Annotated in this window: 14 protein-coding genes and 1 other annotated feature; of the genes, 5 read left to right on the plus strand and 9 right to left on the minus strand. The window is 60.2% G+C overall.

The features are described 5' to 3' along the window. Positions 1-169: 169 nt before the first annotated feature. From AC1P02_RS15885 to hisG, 9 genes are all read right to left on the minus strand, one after another. Complete coding sequence (locus tag AC1P02_RS15885) at positions 170-4,129, minus strand: PAS domain S-box protein (RefSeq protein ID WP_485182639.1); 3,960 nt, start codon at positions 4,127-4,129, stop codon at positions 170-172. After that, the gene (locus tag AC1P02_RS15890) at positions 4,126-6,285 is read right to left on the minus strand and encodes a PAS domain-containing protein (protein WP_485182640.1); all 2,160 of its coding nucleotides are present in this window, start codon (positions 6,283-6,285) and stop codon (positions 4,126-4,128) included. The genes AC1P02_RS15885 and AC1P02_RS15890 overlap by 4 nt, the downstream gene beginning before the upstream one ends. Continuing rightward, positions 6,278-7,387 carry a response regulator gene (locus AC1P02_RS15895; RefSeq protein WP_058394391.1) on the minus strand — a complete coding sequence of 370 codons (1,110 nt, stop codon included), beginning with the start codon at positions 7,385-7,387 and terminating at the stop codon, positions 6,278-6,280. Before AC1P02_RS15895 ends, AC1P02_RS15890 begins: the two co-directional genes overlap by 8 nt. Positions 7,388-7,523: 136 nt before the next feature. Further along, the gene (gene hisA, locus AC1P02_RS15900) at positions 7,524-8,270 is read right to left on the minus strand and encodes a 1-(5-phosphoribosyl)-5-[(5-phosphoribosylamino)methylideneamino]imidazole-4-carboxamide isomerase (protein ID WP_447824926.1); all 747 of its coding nucleotides are present in this window, start codon (positions 8,268-8,270) and stop codon (positions 7,524-7,526) included. Between the two features lie 5 nt (positions 8,271-8,275). Further along, complete coding sequence (gene hisH, locus AC1P02_RS15905; RefSeq protein WP_096119538.1) at positions 8,276-8,899, minus strand: imidazole glycerol phosphate synthase subunit HisH; 624 nt, start codon at positions 8,897-8,899, stop codon at positions 8,276-8,278. Positions 8,900-8,981: 82 nt separating this feature from the next. Next, positions 8,982-10,091, minus strand: coding sequence for a bifunctional histidinol-phosphatase/imidazoleglycerol-phosphate dehydratase HisB (gene hisB / locus AC1P02_RS15910; RefSeq protein ID WP_485182641.1), 1,110 nt, complete (start codon positions 10,089-10,091; stop codon positions 8,982-8,984). Between the two features lie 11 nt (positions 10,092-10,102). Next, positions 10,103-11,170, minus strand: coding sequence for a histidinol-phosphate transaminase (gene hisC, locus AC1P02_RS15915; RefSeq protein WP_087755743.1), 1,068 nt, complete (start codon positions 11,168-11,170; stop codon positions 10,103-10,105). Between the two features lie 109 nt (positions 11,171-11,279). Beyond that, positions 11,280-12,578: a histidinol dehydrogenase gene (gene hisD / locus AC1P02_RS15920; RefSeq protein WP_290045518.1), complete on the minus strand. Its 1,299-nt coding sequence runs from the start codon at positions 12,576-12,578 to the stop codon at positions 11,280-11,282. Between the two features lie 12 nt (positions 12,579-12,590). After that, a complete protein-coding gene (hisG, locus tag AC1P02_RS15925) occupies positions 12,591-13,487 on the minus strand; it encodes an ATP phosphoribosyltransferase (RefSeq protein WP_005311391.1) in 897 nt (298 codons plus the stop codon). A gap of 25 nt (positions 13,488-13,512) precedes the next feature. Continuing rightward, positions 13,513-13,641 (minus strand) — a sequence feature (His leader region). Between the two features lie 186 nt (positions 13,642-13,827). Between hisG and AC1P02_RS15930 the strand changes: the two genes are divergently transcribed. The 5 genes from AC1P02_RS15930 (at position 13,828) to AC1P02_RS15950 (ending at position 18,347) form a co-directional block, all read left to right on the plus strand. Next, a complete protein-coding gene (locus tag AC1P02_RS15930; RefSeq protein ID WP_017412649.1) occupies positions 13,828-14,070 on the plus strand; it encodes a hypothetical protein in 243 nt (80 codons plus the stop codon). 67 nt (positions 14,071-14,137) lie between these two features. After that, complete coding sequence (gene yoaA / locus AC1P02_RS15935; protein ID WP_005311395.1) at positions 14,138-16,048, plus strand: DNA repair helicase YoaA; 1,911 nt, start codon at positions 14,138-14,140, stop codon at positions 16,046-16,048. Positions 16,049-16,180: 132 nt separating this feature from the next. Next, the gene (gene tsaB, locus AC1P02_RS15940) at positions 16,181-16,894 is read left to right on the plus strand and encodes a tRNA (adenosine(37)-N6)-threonylcarbamoyltransferase complex dimerization subunit type 1 TsaB (RefSeq protein ID WP_021139337.1); all 714 of its coding nucleotides are present in this window, start codon (positions 16,181-16,183) and stop codon (positions 16,892-16,894) included. 92 nt (positions 16,895-16,986) lie between these two features. After that, the gene (locus AC1P02_RS15945; RefSeq protein ID WP_021139338.1) at positions 16,987-17,505 is read left to right on the plus strand and encodes a Slp family lipoprotein; all 519 of its coding nucleotides are present in this window, start codon (positions 16,987-16,989) and stop codon (positions 17,503-17,505) included. Continuing rightward, complete coding sequence (locus AC1P02_RS15950; RefSeq protein ID WP_021139339.1) at positions 17,505-18,347, plus strand: alpha/beta fold hydrolase; 843 nt, start codon at positions 17,505-17,507, stop codon at positions 18,345-18,347. The genes AC1P02_RS15945 and AC1P02_RS15950 overlap by 1 nt, the downstream gene beginning before the upstream one ends. Positions 18,348-18,476: the final 129 nt, after the last annotated feature.

Genomic DNA, 18,476 nt, shown 5'->3' on the forward strand with positions numbered 1-18,476 from the left:
CATGTAACGCACGGTTAAAAACATCGTTATTGCCGGATGACGCTGGCGTCAGACGGCCAATGAGTGAAGATCGTCGGCATGCTTCAACAGGTGGTGCCCAGCCGGGCGAAAACGTGGCCGCAAGGGAACGTGTTCGACAGGGGAACCAACACTATATGCATGACTTTATTCAGTGATTCAACCCTTTATCTTGATTCGTCGCCCCCTGATGCCGGCTTGATGCATCGGGAGCTACCGGTGAGTGCCCCTCTTCTGCTTGCAGGCTGCGGATGGTGATGAGGGCGCCGTCAAAATCGAACATTTTCAGCTGCCGCGCCAGTGTGTCCCCTTTGGGCCCAAGACTGATGAGCAGGGGGCCGGCATATTGTTCGAACAGGGGGATGGCGGCGGTGTCGCTTTGCAGCAGCAGGCCCTCAATCTGGCGCAGCAACTGCTGCTGCCAATGGCTGGTGAGGGGGGCTGGCATGGCTGCGGGGGCCGGATCTTCCTCCCCCAGTTGTTCGAGCAGGGTGGCAAGCATCTCGGTAATGGCGGACATCTGGTCGGTCAGTTCACTGCCATCCCCAGAGAGCGTTTGCTCCAGTTGCAGGCTCTGCTCTGCCAGACTCACCAATCCCAGTGTGCTGGCGACACCCCGCAGTGTGTGAGCCAGTCGGGTGGCACTGGTCTGATCGCCTGCTTGCAGATGGCTGGTCAGCAGTGCCATGTCCTGGCTGTGTTCGCTGGCGAAATGGCGCAACAGGGCGACGTATTTGGTCTGGTTGCCCTGCAGCGTGGCCAACCCCTGTTGCAGATCCAGTCCCGGCAGGTTTTGCAACCGGACTAGGGGGGCGATCAGGGTGTCACTGGCCCGGCGCTGGTATTTTGGCTGTACGGGTGTGCTGGTGGGCAACCACTGTTGCAGCGCCTCGAACAGCTTGGCCGGGGTGACGGGTTTGGCGATGAAGTCGTTCATGCCCGCAGCCTTGCACGCCTTTCTGTCCTCTTCAAAGGCGCTGGCCGTCAGCGCCAGGATAGGCGTCTGCTCCCAACCCGGCAGGGTGCGGATGGCGCGAGTGGCAGTGTAGCCATCCATCAGCGGCATCTGTATGTCCATCAGGATGAGATCGAAGGGATGCTGACTGACCCTCTCCAGCGCTTCCTGACCATTGACGGCAGTTTCGATGATGAGGCCGCTGTTGTTGAGCAGCTCCAGTACCACCTCGCGGTTGATGGCATTGTCCTCCACCAGCAGCACCCTGGCATGGTTGGAGAAAAAGAGCGCCTGTTGCACTGCCTGTTCGAGCTGTCCTGCTTGCTGCGGTTCGCCCTGGCCCAGTGAAAGCAGGGCGGTGAACCAGAAGCAGCTGCCTTTGCCCTGGGTGCTCTCCACGCCGACCTCCCCCCCCATCAGGGTGGCAAGCCGACTGGTGATTGCGAGGCCCAACCCGGTGCCACCGTATTTTCGGGTGGTAGAGGCGTCGGCCTGCTCAAAGGCCTGGAACAGTTTCTCGCGCTGCTCCGGGCTGATGCCGATGCCCGTGTCTTCCACCTCGAAGCGCAGCAGATACCCGTTGGATAGCGGCCGTTCGACACGTACCCGCAAGGTGACTGAGCCCTGCTCGGTGAACTTGATGGCGTTGGCCGCATAGTTGAGCAATGCCTGACGCAATCGGGTGATGTCGCCATGGACCCAGGCGGGGGAATCCCCGATATCGACAATGATGGTGAGCCCCTTGGCGCGGGCCTGTTCGCTCATCAGGGCACTGACATTGTCCAGCATGGCGGTGAGGGAGAAGTCGCCCTGCTCCAGTACCATCTTGCCCGCATCGATTTTGGAAAGGTCCAGAATGTCGTTGATGATGGTGAGCAGATGCTGGGCGGCATTGTCGATCTTTTCCAACCTATCGTGCTGGGTGTGATCCGGTGTATCGCGCTTGAGCAGATAGGTCAGCCCCAGAATGGCATTCATGGGGGTGCGGATCTCGTGGCTCATGTTGGCGAGGAAGGCACTCTTGGCCCGGTTTGCGCTCTCCGCCCTTTGGTGGGCCTGGGCCAGTTGCAGGGTGCGCTCGTTGACCATCTCCTCCAGGTGGTAGCGGTATTGATCCAGCTCCTCGCCGAGCTGCTTCTTCTCCGTGATGTCGGCTTGTACCGTCACATAGTGGGTGACCTCGCCGTTCTCCTGACGGATGGGGGAGACGGTGGCCAGCACCTGGTAGTGTGAGCCATCCTTGCGCCGGTTGATGAACTCCCCATGCCAGCGCTGTCCCTGATGAATCGCATCCCACAGCGTGATGTAGGTGGCCTTGGGGGTGAGGCCTGAACGCAACAGGGTGGGGGTCTGGCCAATCACCTCGTGTTGCTGATACCCGCTGGCGGCGAGGAAGGCGACGTTGACGTATTCAATGCGCCCCTGGATATCGGTGATGAAGACGCCGTCCGGGCTCTGTTCCAGTGCCAGTGACAGCTGGCGCAACTGCTGCTCTGCCTGCTTGCGCTCCGTGATGTCCAGATTGATGCCGAGCAGACGCACCGGGCGCTGCTGGGCATCCCGATAGACGCTGCCCTTGCTCACCAGCCAGCGTACCTCGCCAGTGGGCAGCAAGATGCGAAACTCGATATCGAGCGGTGTGCCTGTGTGTGGCAGCTCGGACAGCAGCTGGTCGATGCGGGCCCTGTCGTCCGGGTGCAGGCAGCCTTGCCAGATGTGAAATTCGCAGAGTTGCTCCACGCTGCGGCCATAGAGGCGGGCACATTCGGGGGAGAAGAAGAGGCGGCCACTGAGTATGTCCCACTCCCAGATGCCGACGTGGGCTCCTTCCTGGGCCATCAACAGGCGCTGCTCGCTGTCGCGCAAGGCCGTGCTGGTGGTTTCGGCGCGAATACGGGCGCTGATGGCATCGTCCATCAGATTCAGTGCCGCCAGCCGGGCGCGGCGCTGGGTGTCGAGCGCCACCTGCTGGTTGTGCAGCAGTTGCTGTTCGGCCAGCTTGCGCTCGGTGATGTCCTGCACAGTGCCATAGAGCTCGACGATGGCCCCACTGCTGTCGCGCAAGGCGGCGCCACGGGCGATGACCCAGACAGGGTCACCCTGTTCGTGGATCACCTCCGCATCGCACTCGTAGGGCTGGCCGTTTTGCAGGCAGCGCTCGACGGACTGGGCGATGGCGCGCCACCCCTCCTGGGTAAAGTACTTTTTCACTTCGGGGTAGACGGCAGGGGGCAAGCCCGGGTCACGGCCATAGATGCGGTAGATCTCCGGCGACCAGAAATGGCTGTTGTTGGCAATGTGCCAGCGCCAGTTGCCGATCTTGGCCAGATGCTGGGATTCATGCAGTATCACCTCGTTGCGCCGCAGGGCTGCTTCTGTCTCCTTGCGTTGCTGATTGTCCTCGATGATCGAGATGAAATAGTCGGGTTTGCCCTGGTCATCCCTGACCAGTGCCACAGTGAGGGTGATCCAGAGCACATCACCATTCTTGCGCAGATAGCGTTTCTCCAGGGTGTAGTGAGGCCGCTCCCCTGCCAGCATTTGGGCGACGAAGGTTTGATCGATAAAGAGATCGTCCGGGTGCGTGATCTGCTGAAAGCTCATGCCCATCAACTCGTCAGCCTGATAACCGACCATGTCGCACAACCGCTGGTTGACCCTTAACCAGTTGCCGTCGGGGGCGACCAGCGCGATGCCGACAGCTGCCTGTTCAAAGGTGGCCTGGAAGCGGGTTTCGCTTCGTTGCAGGCGGGATTGAGTGCTCATCAATTCCTGCCAGCGTTGAACCTCCCGTGCGCGGGATTGGTGCATGGCAGCGCTGAGCAGGGTGATGAGGATACCGTTGGTAATCAGGATCCCCCATTGCACCAGATCCTGGCCGGCGGCAATGGTCAGCGAGTGGAGCGGGGGCAGTATGAAATAGGTGGTGACCAGTGCACTCACCAGGGTGCTGAGCATGCCGGGCAGCAAGCCACCGAGCAGGGCGCAGACGATGATGGGCAGCATGAAGAGCACCAGCAGCGGCCGTTCGCCAAAGGCGATGGGGAGCTGTACCCGGATCTGCAACATGAGGATGGGCAACAGAACGGCCAGCAGGCAAGCCCCCCACTGTTGCCACGGCTGGCGGACATGCAGCAGCTGAGACCAGCTCATCATAGGAGTTCCTCCGGCGGTGTGGGCGCCTGAGGATAAGGCGGCTGTTGTCCCAGCTGTATCGACAGCGTATTGATCTGATGCTTGAGGGCCAGCATGGCCAGCTCCCTGTCCACCATCACCTTGTTGAACCGTTCCAGCTCGTTGTTCTGCTGACGTAGCTCAGCGGCCTGACGGGTCAGGGCCTGTTCGACCTGTTCCCGCTCGGTGACGTCCAGCAACAGACCCAGTACCGCAGGCTTGCCGCGATAATCGACGCGTCGCCCGTACAGCTCTACCTCTATGTTCTGATGGTCATGGTGCAAGGCGGTGAAGCGGGTGTGTATCTCAGTGTCCTCCTGTTCGCTGCGCTGCAACTGTTCCGCGACCCTGGCGCTGTCTTTCGGGCTGGCCAGCGCATGCAGGGTGCCCATCTTCAGCAAGGTGGCGGTTGAGCTGTGACCGAACAGACGGGCGAAACCCGGGTTGATGTAACAGAGCTGACCCTGCTGGATGATGTAGATGCCGGCGAGGGATTGCTCGACCAGGGCGCGAAACAGCCCTTCCCGTTCCCGCAATCCGGCTTCGGCCCGCTTGAAGTCCGTGATATCGCGGGAGATCCCGAAGATGCCGATCACCTGGCCGTCGTTGTCCTGCAAGGGGCCTTTGGTGGCGAGAAACACCCGTTCACCGCAGGGCAGGGTCAGATGTTCTTCCTGGGTCTGTACCTTGTTATTGACAATGACTTGCTGGCCCAGCTCCATCAGCATGCGAGCCTGATCAGGGGGGAAAATGGCCTGATCATCCTGGCCCAGTATCTCTGCGGCTGACTTGCCGGCGAACTGGCTGGCGGCGCGGTTGAAGAGGATGTATTTGCCATCCATATCCTTGGCGAAGATGGCATCTTCCGAGCTGTCGGCAATGGCGGAGAGCAGTTGCAGCGCCTGCAGGCGGCCTGCCTGGGATAGCCGGATCTGCTCGGCCATATAGATCTGGGTATGCTGGCGCAGCAATATGATGCCCGTATTGGCAATGAACAGCACCAGCAGGCCGATGAGCCCGATCCAGACGCTCTCCCTGAAGGCGGCCTGGTTGAGCTCCGCCTTGTCTATCTTGGCGATCAGATACCAGTCGGTGCCCATGACGGAGTGGATGGTGCCAAAGACCTCGATACCACGGTAATCCTTGCCAAAAAGCACCTGTTTGTGGCCTTCACGGGCGCCGCCATTGAGAAACTGGGCTGCCAGCAAGGTGCCGTTGCTGATGGGGATCTGCAGGGTGAGGGCCGAGGCGGGGCGGTAGCGCACGTCATTGAGAAACTGCACCTGATCGCCATGTTTGCGAAACAGCAGGGCTTCACCACTGCTGTCCGGGATCGGCCACTGCTTGAGAATGTGGTTGAGCCAGTCGCTGGAGCTGATTTGCAGCACGACAAGAGGGGACTTGCTGCCAGGCATGGACAGCGGGGCGATGAAGTCGAGCCTGGGCTGACCCTGCTCATCGAGATAGGGGCCCACACGCATGACGCTGCCCGTTTCCACTTGAGCCAATGCTTCGCGCAGCTGTGTGCCAAGACCGCTGGCCCCGGGAGTCTGCCCCAGGGCAGTACCAGCAGGACTGAAGACGGTCGCTGCGCTGAATCCCCTGATGGAGATGAACTCGGCCAGCCGGGTCATTAGGGGGGCATGTGCCTGCGCCAGCTGTGTGACTTGTCCCTGGCGATAGAGGTCGGCATAGAGCGGGCTTTCGATCAGCTGGCGGGCGTCGCGCTCACGGGCATTGAGCCATTCGGTAATCTGCTTGCTTTTAAGATCGGCGATAGCCTCGATCCGGGCTATCTCCTTGTCCTGTGTATGACTCAGGCTCTGGGCGATGGCCATGCCGGTGAGCCCCAGGATCAGGCCGTTGATCAGAATAAGGGGCAAGAGCTGGCGGCGAGAGAATTGGCGGGTGACCACCGGCATGTCAATGCGGCGACGCAGCATGGTATAGAGCATGAGCGCCGTGATGAGGATAAACAGCCAGCCCTTGATGGTGCTGGCCAGCGCGAACTGGCTGGGTGTGCTGAACAGCCACTCCACCGCCTTGTCGGATAGCAGGATCCACAGGCTTGCCACTGCGGCATAAGTGAGGACGATATTGAGAACATGAGCTCGGGTGAGTGGTGGCTGATCAGCCATGTGGTGCCTCGTTTTCATCCGTGTAGCGCTCGGCGATGGCAACGAACTGGTCGAAATGGTTGTCAAACGCCGTCACCACGTCCGGATCGAAATGCTGGCCTGTGCCACTGAGGATCAGGGCTCTCGCCTCGTCATAGGGCATGGCGGCCTTGTAGACCCGTACATTGATGAGGGCATCAAACACATCGGCCAGTGCCATCAAGCGGGCCGAGAGAGGAATTTCATCGCCACGCAGGCCGTCAGGATAGCCACTGCCATCCCACTTTTCGTGGTGCCAGTGGGCAATCTCCTTGGCCAGAGTGAGAAACGCCAGTGGTTGTTCTATATCCCGTTCGGCCTCCTCGATGGCATCGCTACCGAGTTTGGCGTGGGTACGCATGACCTCCCACTCCTCTACTGTCAGCTTGGCGGGCTTGAGCAGCACATGGTCGGGAATACCTACCTTGCCGATGTCGTGCAAGGGGGCGGAGCGGCTCAGCAGATCGATGTAGCGGGGGGTCAGGGTATCGATAAAACGGGGGTGGCTGGCGAGGGCATTGGCCAGCAGTCGAACATAGCCCTGGGTGCGCAAGATGTGATTGCCGGTTTCGGGATCCCGAATCTCCGCCAGGTGAGCGAGGGCGCGGATGGAGACCTGCTGGATCAGATCGTTCTCTGTCATTCGACGCGCCACTTCGGCCTCCAGTGCCGTATTCTGGCTCTGCAGGCCGTCGCGGGCCTGTTTGGCCTCCAGCTGGGTGCGTACCCGTGCCTGAACAATGGCCGGCTTGATGGGCTTGGTAATGTAGTCGGCCGCTCCCAGCGACAGTCCGTACTCTTCACTCTGACTGTCGGCGAGGGCGGTGAGCAGCACCACAGGGATGCGGCTGGTCTCAGGGCTTGTACGCAGCTGTTTGAGCACTTCATAACCATCCATGCCCGGCATCATCACATCCAGCAAAATGAGATCCGGCAGTGTCTTGCCAGTGGCAATCCGCAGGCATTTCTCTCCGCTCTGGGCGGCCAGCACCCGGTAGGTAGGCGAGAGCAGGTCGGTCAGCACCATCAAATTCTCGGGCGAGTCATCGACGATCAGTATGGTGGCGGCGTGAGATGTGAACATAAGTCCTCCATGACTTGTTTCAATCAGTCGAGTATAGAGTCAATTGTTACCGAGTAATAAGGACTTACCTCGACCTACCCCTTGATGGAGAGACGTTTGTCCAACCTCTGTGCTGTCATGCCTGCTGGCCAGGCCGTCAGTCTTGCGTGCCATTGGCCCAGCAGGCGATGGCATCGCCCACCGAGAACTTGCCCTCCAGCAGGGCGCGACCGAGGATGATCCCCTTGACCCCTGTGCCCTTGAGCGCTTCTATATCCGCGATGCCACCGATACCGCCGGAGGCCTGGAAGCCCACGCTCGGGTAGCGGGCACAAAGATCCCGATAGAGCTCGACGTTGCTGCCGGAAAGGGTGCCGTCGCGGCTGATGTCGGTGCAGAGCACATGCTTGAGGCCGGCAGGGAGGAAACGCTCGATCAGCGCCTCTATGGTCACGCCGCTGTTCTCCTGCCAGCCTGCCACTGCGATATGGCGATTGCCTTGTGCATCGATATTGACGTCCAGCGCCAGCACTATCTGCTCGGGGCCATATTTTTCCATCCAGCTGGCCACCAGGTCCGGGGACTTGACGGCGGTGGAGCCTATCACCACCCGGCTGGCCCCGGCGGCCAAGAGGTCTGCCACATCCTGCTCGGTGCGTACGCCGCCACCGACCTGCACAGGCGCTTCAGTAGCCGACAGCAGCTGGGTCAGCAGGGGCAGCTGGCGGGCTTGTGTCTCTTTGGCGCCGTCCAGATCCACCAGATGCAGCTGCACCGCGCCCTGTGAGACATATTCATCAAAGCGGGCCTGGGGGCTGCTGCTGTATTCGGTCTTTTGGTCATAGTCCCCCTGATAGAGACGTACGACCTGACCATTTATCAAATCGATGGCGGGAATAATCATCCTTGTTACAGCTCCAGAAAGTTTTTCAGTAAACGGGCACCGGCTGCGCCTGAGCGCTCCGGGTGGAATTGGGCGCCAAAGAAGTTGTCCCGGCTCACGATGGCGGTAAAGGGCTGGCCATAATCGCAGGTGGCGAGTGTCGCCTCCGTCACCTCCAAAGCGTAGGAGTGGACGAAGTAGAAGTAGCTGCCGCTTGGAATGCCGCTCAGCAGCGGGTGCGTTTCGTCGTGCTCAATCTGGTTCCAGCCCATGTGGGGCAGGCGCAAATTGCCCACCTCCATCAGCCTGATCCTGCCAGGCACTATGCCAAGGCAGTCGATGAGCTGGCCTTCACTGCCATCAGCGATCATGTTCTCTTCGGAGGCTTCCGCCAGCATCTGCATGCCGAGGCAAAAGCCCAGCAGCGGCTGTTTGGCGGCGCTAATAAGGGGCACCAGCCCCCGTTCGTTGAGGTTCTTCATGGCGGCCACCGCCGTGCCGACGCCGGGCAGGATCAGCTTGTCAGCCTGCTCGATATCGGCCGCCTTGCTGGAAACCAGCGGCTGCACGCCGAGGCGCTCGAACGCCATTCTGACCGAGGCCAGATTCGCGCAGCCGGTGTCGATGATGACCAGTTTTTGATTGTTCATCGTGCCTTACCTATGTCGATTGGCGAGATTTTCACCATCACGGCTGTGCCGATAATGACCCGCTTCTGTTTGCTCATATCCATCACAATACCCCTTTGCTGGAGGGGAGCTCGCTCCCTTCCACCCGGATGGCCTGACGCAGGGCGCGGCCAAAGCCCTTGAACAGTGCCTCCACCTGGTGGTGGGTGTTACCGCTGCCCACCTTCATCTGCAGGGTGATGGCCATGGCATCCGACAAGGAGCGGAAGAAGTGGGGCACCATTTCGGTGGCCATTTCGCCCACGCTGTCGCGGCCAAAGCCGCTCGGGCAGTCAAACACGAAGTAGGGACGACCGCTGAGATCCAGTGCCGTACTCACTTCCTGCTCGGTGAGGGGACGTGCGTCGATCACCGCCTGCACCTCGTCCATCGCCAGCACGAAGCCGAAACGGCCTATGCCGCGCTTGTTGCCAAGGGCCTGGCGCATGGCCTGACCCAGCGCCAGTCCCACATCTTCCACCGTGTGGTGATCGTCGATGTGCAGATCACCGCTGACGTTCAGCTTGAGCCTGAAACCGGCGTGGGTCGCTATCTGATCCAGCATGTGATCAAAAAAACCGATGCCGGTGGCGATCTGGTTGCCGCCACTTTTATCCAAATCAACGGCTACCTGGATGCGGGTCTCCTTGGTGTAGCGCTCCACTTCGGCCACGCGCCCCTTGGATAGCAGCTGATCACGAATGGTGAGCCAGTCGTGATCCTGCGGGTGGTAGCGAATGCCGCCAATGCCCATGTTCTCGGCAAGCTGCAGATCGGTCTGGCGATCGCCAATCACGAAGGAGTTGGCAAAGTCGATGCGACCCGAGGCGAGATACTCCTTCACCAGCCCGAGGTGGGGCTTGCGGCAGCTGCAGCCGTCAGTGGGGAAGTGCGGGCAGATCAGCACCTGCTCCCAGTTCACCCCTTGGGATTCAAAGAGATGCATCATCAGGTCGTGGGGCGGCTGGAAGTTCTCCAGCGGCAGGCTGGCGGTGCCCAGTCCATCCTGGTTGGTCACCATCACCAGCACGTAACCGGCAGCCTGCAACTCGCGCAGTACTGGTATCACCATGGGTTCGAAGCGCAGCTTGGCGAGGCTGTCCACCTGCTTGTCGGTCACCGGCTCCTCGATCAGGGTGCCGTCGCGGTCGATAAACAAAAACTGGGTCTTCATAAATTACATCCTTATAAACTGACTGGCTGATCACGCAGGACTGCAAGCACGGCATCCATTTCGTTCTGATAGCCGATGGTAATGCGAATGCTGTTTTCAAGGCCCGGTTTGGTGGAGAAATCCCGCAATATGATGCCGGCAGCTTTCATGGCGGCAAACACGGCCGCGCTGTCAACGAAGCGCACCAGAATGAAGTTGCCCTTGTCCTCGAATACTTCTCTCACACAAGGCAGCGCTGTCAGCGCTGTCTTGATAAGCGCCTTCTGCTTGTTGAGCTCGGCGACCCGCTCCTGCATCAGCTCCAGCCCCATGGGGGAGAGCGCCTGCGCCGCTATCTGGGCGATGGGATCCGGGATGGGATAGGGGGCAATCACCTTGGCCAGCATGGCGATGACCTCAGGGCTTGCCAGCGTAAAGCCGCAGCGGATCCCGGCCAGGGCAAAGGCCTTGGAGAGGGTGCGAGTCACCACCAGATTGGGGAAGCGGGCCAGCAGGTCCACCACGGACGCCTTGGGGCAAAATTCGATGTAGGCCTCATCCACCACGATAATGGCGCGATTGCGTGCTTTCTCCAGCAGCGCGATGAGGCCGTCTCGGCCCACCAGATCCCCTGTGGGGTTGTTGGGGGAGCATAGGAACACCAGCTTCACATCAGACAGGCGGTCAGCGATGGCTGGCCAGTCCGGCTGACGACAGGCAGTAAGCGGCTGTTCGACAATGCCAACGCCACAGGTCTCGGCACTGATGGCGTACATGCCGTAGGTAGGTGGGCAGATGAGGATCTGATCTTCCCCGGCTTCGCAGAAGGTGCGGATCAGAAGCTCGATTGCCTCGTCGGCGCCACGGCTGACCAGCACCTGGTCTGGGTTGACCCCCGCATAGGCGGCGTAGCCGTTCACCACCTCGGCTGGTTGGCACTCGGGATAGCGGTTGAGACGATTTCCCTCAATGGTGAAGGGATAGGCCTGCGGCGCCTCGTTGGCGTTGAGCCAGACATGGCCCTTGCCGCCGATGCGGCGAGCGGATTGATAGGGGGTGAGAGCCCGCACCACGCGGCGAGCCAGATTGGCGATGCTCATGACAAATCCTTCTGCTGTGCGTTTTGCTGTGACTCAATGGCTAGGGCGTTCAACCTGAGGGTGACGGCGTTATTGATGGAGGCATCGAGCCCCCTTGGTGCGGTGTTATTCATGTCCGCTCCTTTTGCAGTGCATTCAATCTCAGCGTCACGGCATTTTTGTGTCCATCGAGCCCCTCGGCCTGTGCGATGCGCTGGACTATGGGGCCAAGCCCCTGGATGCCCTCGACGCTGAGTTCCTGCACAGTGTAACGGCGCTGGTAATCGGCCAGCCCTAGGCTCGAGCAAGTACGGGCATAGCCGTAAGTGGGCAGGGTGTGGTTGGTGCCGCTGGCATAATCCCCCACCGACTCGGGCGTCCATTGGCCCAGAAAGATGGAACCGGCGTTCTCGAGCTGGTCCAGCAGCTCGCGGGGCGCTTGGGTCTGCACGATCAGGTGCTCCGGGGCGTAGGCATTGGAGATTGCGCAGGCCTCATCCAGCGTGTCGCAAAGGATCACCAGGCTTGAACCCAGCGCCTTGGCGGCGATCTCGCGGCGGCTGAGCTGGGCCAACTGGCGCTTGATCTCGCCCGCAATGGCATCGGCCAGCAGCGGCGATGTGGTGACCAGCACTACCTGGCTGTCGGGGCCGTGCTCGGCCTGAGAAAGTAAATCTGCCGCCACGAAGGCGGGATTGGCGCTCTCGTCGGCAATCACCAGCACCTCGGAGGGGCCGGCGGGCATATCGATGGCGGCGCCGCGCCAGTCGCGAGAAACCTGCCCCTTGGCCTCGGTCACGTAGGCGTTACCTGGGCCAAAGATCTTGTCCACCTTGGGGATCGTCTGCGTGCCATAAGCCATGGCGGCGATGGCCTGAGCACCGCCGATGGCGAATACCTTCTCGACCCCGCAGGCGCGGGCGGCAAACAGTATCTCGTCGCTGGCGGGGGACGGGGTGCAGAGCACTACTTCACGACAACCGGCTAGGCCTGCCGGAATGGCCAGCATCATGACGGTGGAGGGGAGCGGCGCGCTGCCCCCAGGCACATAGAGACCGACCCTGCTGATGGGTTGGGTGCGCAGCTCGCACACCACCCCGGGTTGGGTCTCTACCCGCACCACAGGTTGTGCTTGCGCCGCATGGAAGGTGCGAATATTGGAGATGGCAGCCTTGATGGCGTCTTTGATGTCGTCATCCAGACGCCCGCAGGCGGCCTCGATTTCGGTCTCGCTGACCCGCAGCTGTTCACGGGGGGCGCGCTCGAAGCGCAGGCTCAGCTCGCGCAGGGCCTCATCGCCACGGCTGCGGACGGCTGCGATGATCTCCTTTACCACTGCGCCGATATCGGCCTCGTCATTGAGGGCCGGGCGGGTCAGCACGTCGGCCTGCTGGGCAGGGGAGAGGGTTTTCCAGATCAGGGTCTGCATGATGTCCCTTCCTTATTCCATCATCTTTTCGATGGGCAGCACCAGAATGGAGCTGGCGCCGAGGGCCTTGAGCTGCTCCATGGTCTCCCAGAACAGGGTCTCGCTGGATACCACGTGCAGGGCCACCTGATTGGTGTCACCGGCCAGCTGCATGATGGTGGGGCGCTCGGCGCCCGGCAGCAGATCCGTGATGGCATCGAGCTTGTCTTTGGGGGCATGCAGCATGATGTACTTGCTCTCGCGGGCCTGCTGCATCCCTTGGATGCGGGGCAGCAACTTGTCGATGAGCTTCTGTTTGGCCTCATTCAAGGGGTTGGGGGCTTGCACCAGCACCGCCTTGGAGCGGTAGATCACTTCTACCTCTTTGAGACCGTTGGCTTCCAGGGTGGCACCGGTGGAGACCAGATCGCAGATGGCATCGGCCAGACCCGCGCGCGGCGCCACTTCCACCGAGCCGCCCAGCATGACGCTCTTGAAATTGAGCCCCTTCTCGTCGAAGAAGCGTTTGAGCAGACCCGGGTAAGAGGTGGCGATGCGCTTGCCTGCCAGACTTTCGGGCCCTGTGTAGGCCACATCGTCCGGTACTGCCAGCGAGAGGCGGCAACCCCCAAAATCCAGCTGTTTGAGGGTTTTCACTTGCGCAGGCAGCCCCTGGGAGGCGCGAATGAGCTGCGCTTCTTCCAGCACGTTCTCACCTATGATGCCAAGGTCGACCACCCCTTCCATCACCAGACCGGGGATGTCGTCATCACGCACCCGTAGTATGTCGATGGGCATGTTTTCCACATGGGCGATGAGACGCTGCTCCCGCAGGTTTATCTTGAGGCCGCAGCTCTTGAACAGGGCTTGGGAGTCCTGGCTCAGACGACCGGACTTTTGCATGGCGATACGCAGACGTTGTGTTTCCATTTGCTCGATTTCCTTCTAGTCAAAAACGAAAAAACCCTCGGAAGTATGTGCTTCCGAGGGTTTATGAATCTTGCGGTCCTTTTGGAAGTCACCAGTTAAGTGTCTTCCAGCAGTCAACCTCCTGAAAGACTAGTCGGGATGATGATGGTGGTGATGAGTCTTCAGCAGGGTGAACTTCATGTAATCAATCCTTTACAAAGAAGATGTCGTAGTTGACGCCCGATTTAAACTACCTTCCTTGACAGAAAAAGCAACCCGAAATTGTGATTTCATCGATTAAAGTGAAGAAAACGGTTTTCTGGTCGATAACTAGACAAGATGCCCCAGAGGAGTCGAGATCATGCCAAGCCAGGACCTGTTATTCCCCATTTTGCCCAGAGCGCCTGCTGCCCCGAATCCTGACGACATCAAGCGGGAAGTGACCCAGATCAGCAAGAAACACCAGTTGCGCAAGACCAGCACGGACAACGGCGAATCCCAGCAACGCCAGCAAGCCTATCCCGATGCCAAACGTGATCAGCCAAAGGTTGAAGAGGATGATCACAAGCCGGACCCCGACCATCAGATCGATCTCTTCGTCTGAACGCATTATCAGTCCCGCTTTCGCTACGCTTTTGGCATAATGCCCGCTTTTGCAGCGGGACGCCCCTTTGACCATCCAGACCCTGTTCAAGCCAGATGGCCCTCTGGCCAGCCACATCGACGGCTTTGTTGCCCGCGCCCCGCAGCTGGCCATGGCCGAGGCTGTTTCCAGCGCGATCAAGAGTGGTGGCCGCCTGCTGGTGGAGGCGGGCACGGGCACCGGCAAGACTTACGCCTATCTGGTGCCTGCGCTGGAATCCGGCAAGCGGGTGGTGATCAGCACCGGATCCAAAAACCTGCAAGAGCAACTCTTCTACCGGGATCTCCCGACCATCACAGGCGCGCTCAGTTACACACCACCAGTAGCCCTGCTCAAGGGGCGAAGCAACTATCTGTGCATAGAGCGGATGAATCGGCTGCTTAGTGAATCCCATCTGCAAAAGCCCGACATCCTCAACGATCTGGTCAAGGTCAAATCCTGGTCTACCGCCACCGACAATGGTGATGTGGGGGATATTCCGGGATTGCAGGAGAACGCCGAGATCCTCGCCCACGTCACCAGCACCAACGACAACTGCCTCGGTCGCGACTGCCCCTATTACGACGACTGCCATCTGGTAGTGGCGCGCCGCCGCGCCATGGATGCCCAGGTAGTGGTGATCAATCATCACCTCTTCTTCGCCGATATGGCGGTGAAAGACACTGGATTTGGCGAGTTGGTGCCCGAAGCACAGGTGTATGTATTCGACGAGGCGCACCAGTTGCCGGAGATCGCCACCAACTACTTCGGCAAGTCTGTGGGCAGTCGCACCATCCAGGATCTGGCGCAGGATATCCAGCTGGCCTATCGGGCCGAGGCGCACGACATGGGGCAGCTTGGCAAGGCGGCGGACCGGCTCTCCATCGCCAGTCAGGATTTGCGTCTTGCCTTCGGGGTAGATGGCGGGCGCGGCAATACCCGCGACATGTTGCGCCATCCGCTCTGGGCCCAGGCGCTGGCCCGCCTCAATGATGCCCTCGGGCTCTGTTACGAGGTGCTTAAACTGGCGCTGGGGCGTGGTGAGCAGCTGGATCATGCCTTCGAGCGGATCTGTGAACTGCGCACCCGCTTGGGGGAGGTGCTGGCTATCAACCAGACCGGTTTCTCCTACTGGTATGACTGCTCGCGGCTTCACTTTTCCCTCAATATCACCCCACTGTCGGTGGCAGAGCGGTTTGGCGCCGAGGTGCTGCGTCCCGAGGTGGCCTGGATCTTTACCTCTGCCACCTTGACGGTGGATATGCGCTTTGATCACTTCAAAGCCGAGCTGGGACTGGCCGGCAGCGCCGAGCTTATTCTCGACAGCCCGTTTGACTACGCCGAGCAGGCGCGGCTGTGTGTGCCCCGTTTTCTGCCCGAGCCCAATGCCTTCGGGCGGGGCGAACAGCTGGCCCAGTTGATGATCCCCCTTATCAACAAGACGCCGGGGGGCTGTTTTTTCCTTTGCACCAGCCATCAGGTGATGCGTCAGGTGGCCGAGGTGCTGCGCCGTGAAATTGGCCGCACCGTCTTGCTGCAGGGGGAGGATAACAAGCAGCGACTGCTCAAGGAGTTTGTGGAGAATGGCCGCGCTGTGCTGGTGGCCACCAGCAGTTTCTGGGAAGGGATAGACGTGCGGGGGGCTGCGTTGTCGTGTGTTATCATCGACAAGCTGCCATTTGCCAGCCCCGATGACCCGTTGCTCAAGGCGCGGGTCGATGACTGCAAGCTCAAAGGGGGCGATCCCTTCGCCGATATACAGTTGCCCAAGGCGGTGATTGCCTTGAAACAGGGGGTCGGGCGGCTCATTCGTGATCGCAGTGATCACGGTGTACTGGTCATCTGTGATCCACGCATGGTCAACAAACCCTACGGCGCCACCTTTATCAAGAGTTTGCCAGCAATTCCCCGTACGCGGGCGTTGGGGACGCTGGGTAACTTCTTCGATCGCTGTGAGTGAGCCTGCCGGTGCACCTTCTTCAGCCTGCCCTGAATGGATTGCGCTGAAAAAATACCTTGATTTGAACAGCCAGTGAGTTCGTCCTGGACTTGCCGGTTATGTAATTGACTGATGTTATAGAGATTGGAAAGCATGAACGAGTTGAAGATCCTGGCCGTTGATACCGCCACCGAAGCCTGCTCCGCCGCCTTGCTGGTGGGCGACACGCTGTTCTCCCGCTGGGAAGAGGCGCCGCGGGATCACACCCGTAAAATTTTGCCCATGGTTCAGGCTGTGTTGGACGATGCCGGGATAACCCTGGGCGAGCTTGATGCCATCGCCTTCGGCCGTGGCCCGGGTTCTTTTACCGGCGTGCGGATCGGGATCAGTGTGGCCCAGGGGCTGGCCTTCGGCGTTGGCGTGCCGCTCATCGGCATCTCAACACTGGCTGCCATGGCGCAGGGTGCTCACCGGCTGGAGGGGGGCGAGCGGGTGTTGACCGCCATCGATGCGCGCATGGGGGAGGTTTACTTCGGTCAGTACGAGCTGAAGGATGGCCGTATGCAACTGGTAGGTGACGAAGTGGTGAGCGATCCGGTCACTCTGGTGGCTGACCGTACGCTGGCACACGGCAAGCTGACTGGCAGCTGGAGCTGCGTTGGCACAGGTTTTGAAACTTATGGCGAAGCCCTTGCTGATCTTGCTGCAGAGCTGGCGGTGAGCCAGGTGCGCTTCCCGGCCGCGGTTGACATGCTGCCGCTGGCACGCGCCGCCTGGCTGGCGGGGGAGGCGGTGCCGGTGGAGCAGGCCACGCCTGTCTATTTGCGAGACAAGGTGACCTGGAAAAAACTGCCGGGCCGCGAATAACGGCGAAGAGCCGTGGCATTGATGGTGCTCTTGCTGCATACCAACAGGGCTGGTAACGCGCCCGGTATCTGTATCCCAAAAAGGAGAGTGACATGATCAAGCGTGCGATGGTGATAGGGTTGGCCGGCTTGCTGCTCGGTGCGTGCAGCTCGGTACCCAAGGAGCTGGCGTATGAGCCGGCAAACCAGCTGGTGGCTTATCAGCCTGGCTTGGTTGGTCAGGAAGGCAAGCCTGCCCGCTGGAGCGGGGTCATTTCTGCGGTACACAACAAGGCGAATCAGAGCGTCGTCGAGGTGGTCTATCTGCCGCTCAAGTCCAACGGCGTGCCGGAGCAGACCGAGCAGAGCCCGGGCCGATTTCTGGCCATCATGAAGGGATTTGTCGATCCGACCCTCTACGCCAAGGGACGCAGCCTGACGGTGCTGGGTACCATAGACAAACCGGTAGACAGCCAGATTGGCGAGCACAAGTATCGCTTCTCCGTGCTCAATGCCAACTCCAGCAAGCTGTGGCCGCCGGTGAAGGAGGTGGAGATCCGCTACATGGACCCTTACTTCTACGACCCCTTCTATGATCCCTTCTGGCCAAGACGCCACTACTCCCGCTGGTGATGATGGAAGAGCGCTTCCTCACCCTGGCCGATGGACGGCGCATCGCTCTGCTGGATAACGGCCGGCAGGGCAAACCCCTGGTCATTGCCCTGCACGGCTGGCTCGACAACGGCGCCAGCTTTCTGCCTCTGGCACCCTATCTGGCAGATTTTCACCTGGTCTGTGTCGATCTGCCGGGTCATGGTCATTCAGATCACAAGGCTACCCCTTATGTTTTTGTCGACTGGCTCGATGATCTCTACCAGATCGTTCAGGCGGCAGGCTGGTCCCGTTTTATCCTGCTCGGTCACTCCCTCGGTGCCCTGATCGCCTCTGCTTATGCCGGTGTCTTTCCCGAGCAGGTTGAGCGACTCATCATGCTGGAGGGGCTGGGGCCACTGACCCAGCCCGATGACACTGTGCCGGAGCAACTGCGTAAAGCGATCTTGAATCGCAGCCGCACTCGCGAGCGAGCCCCCAATGGATTCGCCTCCATCGACGAAGCGGTAATGGCCCGTTGCAAGGTGGCGGATATAGCCCCATCGGCCGCCCGCCTTATCTGCGAACGGCAGCTGGTTGAACGGGCAGGGCGCTGGTATTGGCGCAGCGATCCCCGCCTGCGGGATCTCTCGCCGATGCGCATGAGCGAAGGCCAGGCCCAGGCGCTGATCCGTGCCATCCGTTGTCCTGTGCTCTTTATCCGGGGTGAGCAGGGCTTTGCCAGTCTGCTGGCGCAGTGGCAGCTGCGTCATGGTGCATTCGAGCGGATAGAAAGGGTCGTTTTGGCGGGAAACCACCACTTTCATATGGAAAATTCGGCCGATACCGCCGTTTGTATCGAAAAATTTTGTCAAATTCGTTAGAATCACCGGCTTTGAATCATTCCAGGTTTGTCTTCCTCCTCACATTTTCTGTTGTTAATTTGCTGTTAATTGATGTTGCCCTATGTAAGTATGTGCGGCATTAGAGCATGAGCTTAAAACAACCAATTG

This window comes from Aeromonas sp. TS_SC_11, from assembly GCF_057318915.1.